This window comes from Mycetocola reblochoni REB411 (genome assembly GCF_900163835.1).
Taxonomy (GTDB): Bacteria; Actinomycetota; Actinomycetes; order Actinomycetales; family Microbacteriaceae; genus Mycetocola_B; species Mycetocola_B reblochoni.
Map to the genome: position 1 here is coordinate 1 of NZ_FUKR01000025.1, position 7,740 is coordinate 7,740.

Sequence of the window (7,740 nt, forward strand, 5' to 3'; positions counted from 1 at the left end):
TATCGGCTGGCCCCGAACCGCAATAATCAGTGGCCCTCAAGACTCCAAATACTCATTCACGTTCGTCGCCGCCGACGCGCTGACCATGAAGGTCCGCGAAGGCGGCCGGGTCATCAACGCCGTCGTGCTCGTCGCGACCGGCGTCAATGCCGACGGCCGCCGGGAGGTCCTCGGCCTGCGCGTCGCCACGAGCGAGACCGGGGCCGCCTGGAACTCGTTCTTCGCCGACCTCGTCGCCCGCGGTCTGGCCGGGGTCCGCCTGGTCACCTCTGACGCGCACCAGGGCCTCGTGGAGGCCATCGCCGCGAACCTGCCCGGCGCGGTCTGGCAACGCTGCCGCACCCATTACGCCGCGAACCTGATGTCCGTGACACCGAAAAGCATGTGGCCGGCCGTCAAGGCGATGCTGCACTCCGTCTACGACCAGCCCGACGCCGAGGCAGTCAACGCCCAGTTCGATCGGCTCCTGGACTACGTCGACCAGAAGCTCCCCGCCGCGTTCGAGCACCTCGACAACGCGAGAGCAGACATCCTCGCGTTCACCGGGTTCCCCGAAGGGCTCTGGCAGCAGATCTGGTCCAACAACCCCAATGAGCGATTGAACCGGGAGATCCGCCGCCGCACCGACTCCGTCGGCATCTTCCCCAACCGCGACGCGATCATCCGCCTCGTCGGCGCGGTCCTCGCCGAACAGACCGACGAATGGGCCGAAGGACGCCGCTACCTCGGCCTCGACATCCTCGCCAAAAGCCGCCTCACCCTCATCGCCGACACCAGCCCCGAGGAGGTGACCGACAGCATCCTCGAACTCAGCGCCTAAACCCTCACATCGAAGGACCGAGCGCTACACCACTACCGGGGACTTGACCAACGCTACGCCGAGGTTGCGCGCCACTTCCCCCGCCCTGGCTTCAACGCGCGCATCGACGCCTGCGAGGATGGCGGCGGCCCTCAGCGGCAGCTCGAAGGTGTAGGTGGCGGTCTTCAGCCGGCTCATCTCGAGCACAGTTGTGAGATCGGGATCGATGACCCCATCGCTCAGGCCGACATCGAGGTGCTCACCGACGATCGACTCGGTGATCGTGCGGTCGAGGAGGTCGAGGAGGGCGAGGCGTGTGTGCTCTGGCGCAGCGATCCGAGCGAGCTCCTGGTGAACCGCGGAGAGCATCAGGTCGCCGAGCAAGATCCCGTTGCTTCTCGCCCAGTGCAGCGAACGGTCTTTTGCCGAAGCGGCTCCTCTGCTCTGCCTGACTGTTTTCGCTTCAGCGCGCACACAACCGATGACGTTCGGTGCGCCTCGGCGCAAGAGATCCTCATCAATCACGTCGTCGTGCAGCAGAAACGAGAAGTGGAGCAGTTCGGCGGCAGCGGCGACCCTGAGCGCAGTATCTCGCGACGCGGGATCGCTCCCCGGAGCACTCGCGAGCGCGTCGAACGCTCCCATCAGTAGTCTCGGGCGCAGCAGTTTGCCGCCGAGCAGCGTGTTGGCCCCGAGCTGCCAGAGCCTAGCGAAGTGAGGCCCGTGCGCGACACTACGCGCCCTTTGCCCCTCGAGCATCTTGCGAATGGAGTTTTCGATCTCGAGGAGCAGCGTGTCAGTTTCTCCTGGTGTCTGCAGCGTGTCAAGCATGACTCGGGCCTCCGACGAACGCGCCGGTTGCGTGCAGAAGGGGCAGCTGCTCGCGCAGCCACGGGCTAAAGGCGAAGGGCGCGCTCTCAACCGCAGTCTGAAGTGCTTCGGGATCAACCCAGTCCCAGTCCATAATCTCGTCGACGCTCGGCGCGATGTCTCGGTCGACGATCGCGGTGAAGACGGGGCAGAGCTCGTGCTCGACTGTGCCGCTCGCGTCGACCGCGCGATAGCGGAAGTCGGGCAGCCGCTCGGTGACCGCTTCGATGCTGGTGCCGAGTTCCTGCCCTGCCCGGCGTCGCACGGCGTCGGCGTTGTTCTCGCCCGGGCCGGGATGTCTGCAGAAGCTATTCGTCCATACCCCCGGCCAGGTGCGCTTGGTGAGCGCGCGCCGGGTGACGAGCAGACGGCCGGTTCGATCGAGCAGATAACAGGAGAACGCAAGATGAAGCGGCGTGTTCGAGGTGTGCACCTCCGCCTTCAGGGCTGTTCCGGCCGGTGCTCCAGATTCGTCGAGCAACACCACCATTTCGTTCTGGCCCATGTGGCCCTCCGCCCTTACCAATATGTTTCCTTTGGATTATTATTGCGTCCGGTAGATACTCAACGCAAGAATAATATATGCGCAAGCAGGTTAAAGAAACGTAGGATGACGGTATGGAGAAGAGCAACTCCGCCGAGGCGAACACACGCATCTCGGAGAACCTATACCGCGTGGGCATGCGGGCGGGGAGCAGCGACCTCGTTGACGCCTCCGGCGTTGCTCCTGAGGCGATGGCGGAGATCGCCGAGCTCATGAATTCGCTCGCCAAGTTGCGGGAGGCAGAGAAGCGTCTCTCCGATGCATCCCGCGCCTACATGAAATTGAGCGAGCAGGACATGCGCGCCCTGCACTACCTGATCGTCGCGAAGCGGCAGGGTGAGATCGTCACGCCCGGGATGATCGCCGCGCACCTCGAGATTTCCGCCGCATCGACGACGAAACTCCTGAACCGGCTCGAACGCGAAGGGCACATCGTTCGGCACGTTCACCCGCGTGATCGGCGCGCTCTCATGATCGAGGTCACCCCCAAAACCGAGGCATCGGCGAAGCAGACGGTGGGTAAGCAGCAAGCGCGGCGCTTCTACGCGGCGGCCCGTCTCACCAGCGAAGAGCGCGCCGCGGTGACCCGCTTTCTCACCGACATGGCCAACGAGATCTCTCTCACCCGCGCCGACTGGGCGTAGTCGTAGATGGAATCTACCGCACCCGGCGGCCGCGCGGGCACGAGCGCAAAATGAAATGGCCTGCCCGAACGCGGTATGAAAACCGGGTTCGGGCAGGCCGAGGGCGGAGCGTTCTTCGCTATCTATGGGGGTAGATGGTCGCGTTCCGCCTCGCTTGCTGGAAGCACATCATGGGACGATTGTGCTCCCAGCAAGATTGGGCGCATCAGGAGTTAGATCGTCTCTTCTTCATGACGGCGGAACCGAGCCAGCATCAGGGCGCCACCAGCGAGGAGCGCAACCGCTCCTACTCCGGCCAGCGGCCACATCATCTGTCCACCTGTGTGAGCGAGAGGCTCCTTGGGGCTATCCGGGGTTCCGGGGGTTCCAGGGGTGGGCTCCGTAGGAATCTCAACACGGTCCGGGGGCGACACCGGGTTCTCCGGGTCGCCGGGGGTGTTCGGCGGCACGTTACCGGAAGCGGTTGCGATGTTGACGATCGTTCCCGCGGCAGCATCAGCCTTCGTGATGGTGTAGTTCGCAGACTCGCACATCATGTCGGCCTTTGCTTCGAGTTCATCGGAGGGGCACGCGATGCCGACGCCCAGACGATCGAGCTTCGGGTCGTTGACCTTCACATCGCTCAGGTCGATGTTGCCGGTGTTTGTCACCTTGAAAGTCCACTTGACCAGGTCGCCCGGATCGTTCTTGCCGTTGTTGTTGGCATCGTCAACGATCGTGTAGTCCTTGTCGATGAGGATCCCGGTGTGGATGATCGTCACGTCGAGCTTGCCGGAAGCGCTCAGACCATTCTCATCGGTGACCGTGTACGGCTGCTGCGTGACGGGGCCGTCGTAGTCCTTTTCAGGGGTGAAGGTCGACGTGACCTTGCCGTCTTTGAGTTCGAGCTTCCAGGTGCCCTCGCCCGGCACGACCTTTTCGGTCTCACCGTTGTCGAACACTGCCGACACGATGGGACTGTTTCCGGGAGTCACGGTCGGCGTCAGAGTCGCCGTCTCGTTCGGCTTAATGACCTTGGCCTGGTCGCCGGCCTTCGGTGGCTGGTTGATGTTCACCTTCAGCTCACCGGTCGCGGTCTCACCGTTCGAGTCGGTCACGGTGTACTTCTGCGGCGTGACGGGGCCGTCGTAGTCCTTCTCTGGAGTGAAGGTCGAGACGGGCTTGCCCTCGACGAGCTCGATCGTCCACGTACCCTCACCGGGAACAACCTTCTCCGTGGTGCCGTCGTCGAAGGTCACCTTCTCGATGTCACCGGAACCGGGCGTCACGTCAGGATTCAGCGTAGCCGTCGTGTTCGGGTTGATGGTCTTCTCATCATCGCCTGCGGCAGGACGGATCGTCACGTCGAGCGTCGAAGAAGCCTTCTCGCCATTCTCGTCAGTCACCGTGTAGTTCTGCTGCGTTACCGGGCCGGTGAAACCGTCCTCAGGCGTGAAGGTCGCAACCACCTTGCCGTCCTTCAGCTCGATGTTCCAAGTACCCTCACCCTCAACAACCTTCGTGGTCTGGCCGTTGTCAAACGCCGCCTGCTCGAGAGGGGCAGAGCCGGGCGTCGTGGTCGGGTTCAGCGTCGCGGTCTCACCCTGGTCGACGATCACCTTGTCGGGGTCAGCTACGGGTCGGATCGTCACGTCAAGCGTGGAGGACGCCGTCAGGTTGTTCGAGTCGGTGACGGTGTACTTCTGTTGCGTCACCGGGCCGGTGAAACCTTCCTCAGGCGTGAACGTCGCAACAACCTTGCCGTCCTTCAGCTCAATGCTCCAGGTACCCTCGCCCTCGACGACCTTCGAGGTCTCGCCGTTGTCGAACGCAACGTCGGTCAGGTCACCCGTGCCCGCCGTGGTCTCCGGGTTCAGCGTTGCGGTTTCGCCCTGATCGACGGTCTTCGCGTCGGGCTCTGCCGCAGGCGGCTGGTTGATGTTCACGTCGAGCGTCGATTCGGCGGTCAGGCCGAACTCGTCGGTGATGGTGTACTTCTGCTGCGTCACCGGGCCGGTGTAATCCTGCTCCGGAGTGAACTTCGCCTGCGGCTTCCCGTCGACGAGTTCGATGGTCCAAGTGCCCTCACCGGGGACAACCTTTTCGGCGGAGCCATCATCGAAGGTAACCTTCGTGATCGCACCGTTGCCCTTGGTTACCTCGGGGGTGAGGGTTGCGGTCTGGTTCGGATTGATCGTCTTTGTGTCAGGGTCGGCCTTGGGCGCTTTCGCGGTGGACGTAGCCACGCACTTCGAAGCACCATTCGGTGGAGCATTCACCGTCGCAGTCAGGCCATCCTCAGAGAGGGTGGGCGTGACGCTTACACCGTTCACGCTGCACTCCCAGGTGATGTCGTAGGCGCCTGCGGGAGTATTGCCGCCAGTCTTGGAGACCGTGTAGTCCGTCGGCACCTCCTCGGTCGAGGAGAGGAACTGATACGGCGAGTCGATGTTCTCACCACCATCACTGGTGGCCTTCCCCAGCTCCCCCGAGGGGTTCTTGGCGTTCACTGTGAATTCGGCGTCGGATCCGCCGTCCTGTGCAACATTGATACCCGATGTGGAGGTGCTCAGCACGACCGCGAACGCCACGCCTTCGCGCGAAGATGCGTAGTTGTTGCGGAACTGCGAGGAGATCCAGGTCGGCGAATCGGCCGAGACCATCAGAATTCCGCGGTCACCGTTCGGCAGATCACGGGGGCCACCCGTGCAGTCGACCGTTGTCGTGCCGATTCCGGTCAGAGCGCCGGTGCAGGGCTGGTTTCCGCCATTCGGCACAGCGCGGGTGTATTCCGAGAGGTTCGAGCTACTCGACCAGCTGAAGCCTTCACCAGCCCCTGTCGATTCTGCATCCGCCATCACCAGGGCGTAACCAGACGTCACCGGCAGGTTCGTCTGCGTGTCGAGAACGGTGATGTTCTTCAGCTCGATCGTGTCGCGCAGCATGTTGTCTCCGCTGTGCGAATCGGTTGCCTGATAGAGCGCGGGCTTGCCGGTGGTGCCGAGGTAGAAGTCCTCGCCGGCTTTCGTGGTGCCAAGTACCGACCCTGGCCAGGTGGGGAGCGCGGTCGCCTGAACGCCCTGAGAACCGTCGGTGCCAGCACTCACGACAGCGGTCATGTCGAACTGGTAGCGCCCGACCGTCAGCGACAAGGGCTTCGATACCGAACCACTGCTGAGCTCTTCGGCCGAAATCGAACCGAATGCGGCGAAATCGATCCAGCACAGTGCATTGGCGCTTGGGCCGCCCTCGCCGTAGCTGCAACCGTCGGTCGTGGCAGCGGAGGCCGGGGCCGCTGCGACGAGGGGCAGCGTCAGCGCGGTGAGCGAGCCGACGGCGAGTGCCGCGGCGCCTGAGACCAACTTGCGGAACACGCTTCGCGCACCACTGACCGATCTCTTCTGAAAGCCGGTGCCAGGCAGCGCGGTCGCGCTGTGGCCATCGGGCAATGAAGGCATAGAAAACTCCTAGTCATAACGGGAGCGTCCTGGCAGGAGCCATCTCTGCGCGACCGGGGAGGCGTGCGCTAGATGGTGTTTGACGTCCAGGATGAGAATATACGGGCCTTAGCGCGGCGCGCCCGCCGCCGCAGATCAGCGCCGAGCACGACAAAAGCTTGCCTACCAGGAGTTTAGTCTGCTGACGCATCGGCGGTCACACGTCATGAGCGTTCCTGTGGAAATCGAGGATCACACTCAAATTTCATACCCCTACGTCGGCCGAGCCTGCACCCGTTGCGCGACCTAACCTAAGTTCTGTAGTAGGTGCAGCTCGCGCGCCCGCGCGAGAATGTTCTGCCTACCGCTGACACGAAGTTTCTTGCGGAGCGACTGGAGTTGGGATTTCGTGGTGTTGAGGGAGACAAAACAGGCGTCCGCAATCTGCCGGTCCGTGTAACCCAGCTGCAGGAGTTCAAGAACCTGCTGCTCTCTTTTTGTCAACGATTCCACATAGGAGCGGGTGGCGAGCCGTCGTCCGATACCTGCGGCGCCCACCACTCGAGCAGTTACCGCTGCTTCTGAAAAGCGTGTTTCATCATAGACCTGCAGCAATCCGGCGAGGTCGTCCTCAGCGAGTAGCGAGAGGGCAAAGACCAGATGCGAGCTGCGGGCATGAGCCAAGCCTTCCAACGCACCTCTCGCTTGTTCGATTTTTCCGTCTCGCAGCAATGCGGCAGCGCGAAACACGGTGACAATCGTCGATACCCGGGCTCCGTACCCTGCGTGCTCGATTGATTGGAGTCTCGGGACTACTGACTGATGTTGTCCCGTCGAGAACCGTGTGAGTGCCGCAACAAGGGTGGCCGCTGGCTCGGGCACATCGCTTCGATCTGCGAGTTTCAAAGCCGCAGGTAGATTTCCCGCCACGAGCAACTCAGCGCATTCGAATAGCTCCGCCAGTTGGTCGAACTGCGACATGTGGCCATCTACCCAAGACCCAGGTTGCTCCTGCCCACCTCTCTGCTCCATCTGAGTGTCCAGAAGTGACCAATCATCCGCAGCACGCGCGGCGCTGTTGCAGCTGAACACAAACGTTCGGAACGCTTGCTGCCCGAACTCCGCGACATCCACCACCTGCGTGACCACTCGCGCTCCCTCGTCGTCCCCCCGAAGCACGAGGAGGAGCAGCAGCGCGAAGAGTGGCCGTTTACAAGCTATGGCGCGCAATTGCTCCGTCGACATGACCTCTTCGCTCGGGAACGTTCCGCAGCGGAAAAACACCGACAATGCAGTCGCGATCGTGTCAACTGAGTTTGAAGCGCCAGGGTCGATCCCCGCGAGCATACCTTCAGCCAGTGCCAACGCTTCACTGCGATACCCGTGACGGGCAAACACGGCCGCTTGCAGAGGGGACTGCTGCACGTTTAGGTGACATCTGATCTGGCTTGCCTGAGAGGGCAGCCT

The 7,740-nt window shown here is 62.7% G+C and carries 6 protein-coding genes; 2 read left to right on the forward strand and 4 right to left on the reverse strand.

What is annotated here, in order from left to right; genetic code table 11:
- Positions 1–820, forward strand: an 820-nt coding sequence (locus FM119_RS04640) for an IS256 family transposase (protein WP_143822629.1), incomplete at its 5' end; no start/stop codon positions are given.
- 24 nt (positions 821–844) lie between these two features.
- Here FM119_RS04640 and FM119_RS04645 read toward each other — a convergent pair.
- On the reverse strand, positions 845–1,630 hold the full coding sequence (locus FM119_RS04645; RefSeq protein WP_087136523.1) for a polyprenyl synthetase family protein: 786 nt from the start codon (positions 1,628–1,630) through the stop codon (positions 845–847).
- On the reverse strand, positions 1,623–2,174 hold the full coding sequence (idi, locus tag FM119_RS04650; protein WP_087136527.1) for an isopentenyl-diphosphate Delta-isomerase: 552 nt from the start codon (positions 2,172–2,174) through the stop codon (positions 1,623–1,625). The genes FM119_RS04645 and idi overlap by 8 nt, the downstream gene beginning before the upstream one ends.
- 113 nt (positions 2,175–2,287) lie before the next feature.
- On the opposite strand from idi, the gene FM119_RS04655 reads away from it, so the two are divergent.
- Complete coding sequence (locus FM119_RS04655; RefSeq protein ID WP_087136524.1) at positions 2,288–2,857, forward strand: MarR family winged helix-turn-helix transcriptional regulator; 570 nt, start codon at positions 2,288–2,290, stop codon at positions 2,855–2,857.
- A gap of 212 nt (positions 2,858–3,069) precedes the next feature.
- Here FM119_RS04655 and FM119_RS04660 read toward each other — a convergent pair whose 3' ends face one another.
- The gene (locus tag FM119_RS04660; RefSeq protein WP_121657695.1) at positions 3,070–6,294 is read right to left on the reverse strand and encodes an Ig-like domain-containing protein; all 3,225 of its coding nucleotides are present in this window, start codon (positions 6,292–6,294) and stop codon (positions 3,070–3,072) included.
- 285 nt (positions 6,295–6,579) lie between these two features.
- The coding region (locus tag FM119_RS04665) for a helix-turn-helix transcriptional regulator (protein ID WP_218778724.1) at positions 6,580–7,740 on the reverse strand (1,161 nt) is incomplete at its 5' end.

What these genes read in the sequence shown, in the direction of transcription:
- FM119_RS04655 (WP_087136524.1), top strand. Translation starts at nt 2,288, where the DNA reads ATGGAGAAGAGCAACTCCGCCGAGGCGAACACACGCATCTCGGAGAAC.
- FM119_RS04660 (WP_121657695.1), bottom strand. Translation starts at nt 6,294, where the DNA reads ATGCCTTCATTGCCCGATGGCCACAGCGCGACCGCGCTGCCTGGCACC.
- idi (WP_087136527.1), bottom strand. Translation starts at nt 2,174, where the DNA reads ATGGGCCAGAACGAAATGGTGGTGTTGCTCGACGAATCTGGAGCACCG.
- FM119_RS04645 (WP_087136523.1), bottom strand. Translation starts at nt 1,630, where the DNA reads ATGCTTGACACGCTGCAGACACCAGGAGAAACTGACACGCTGCTCCTC.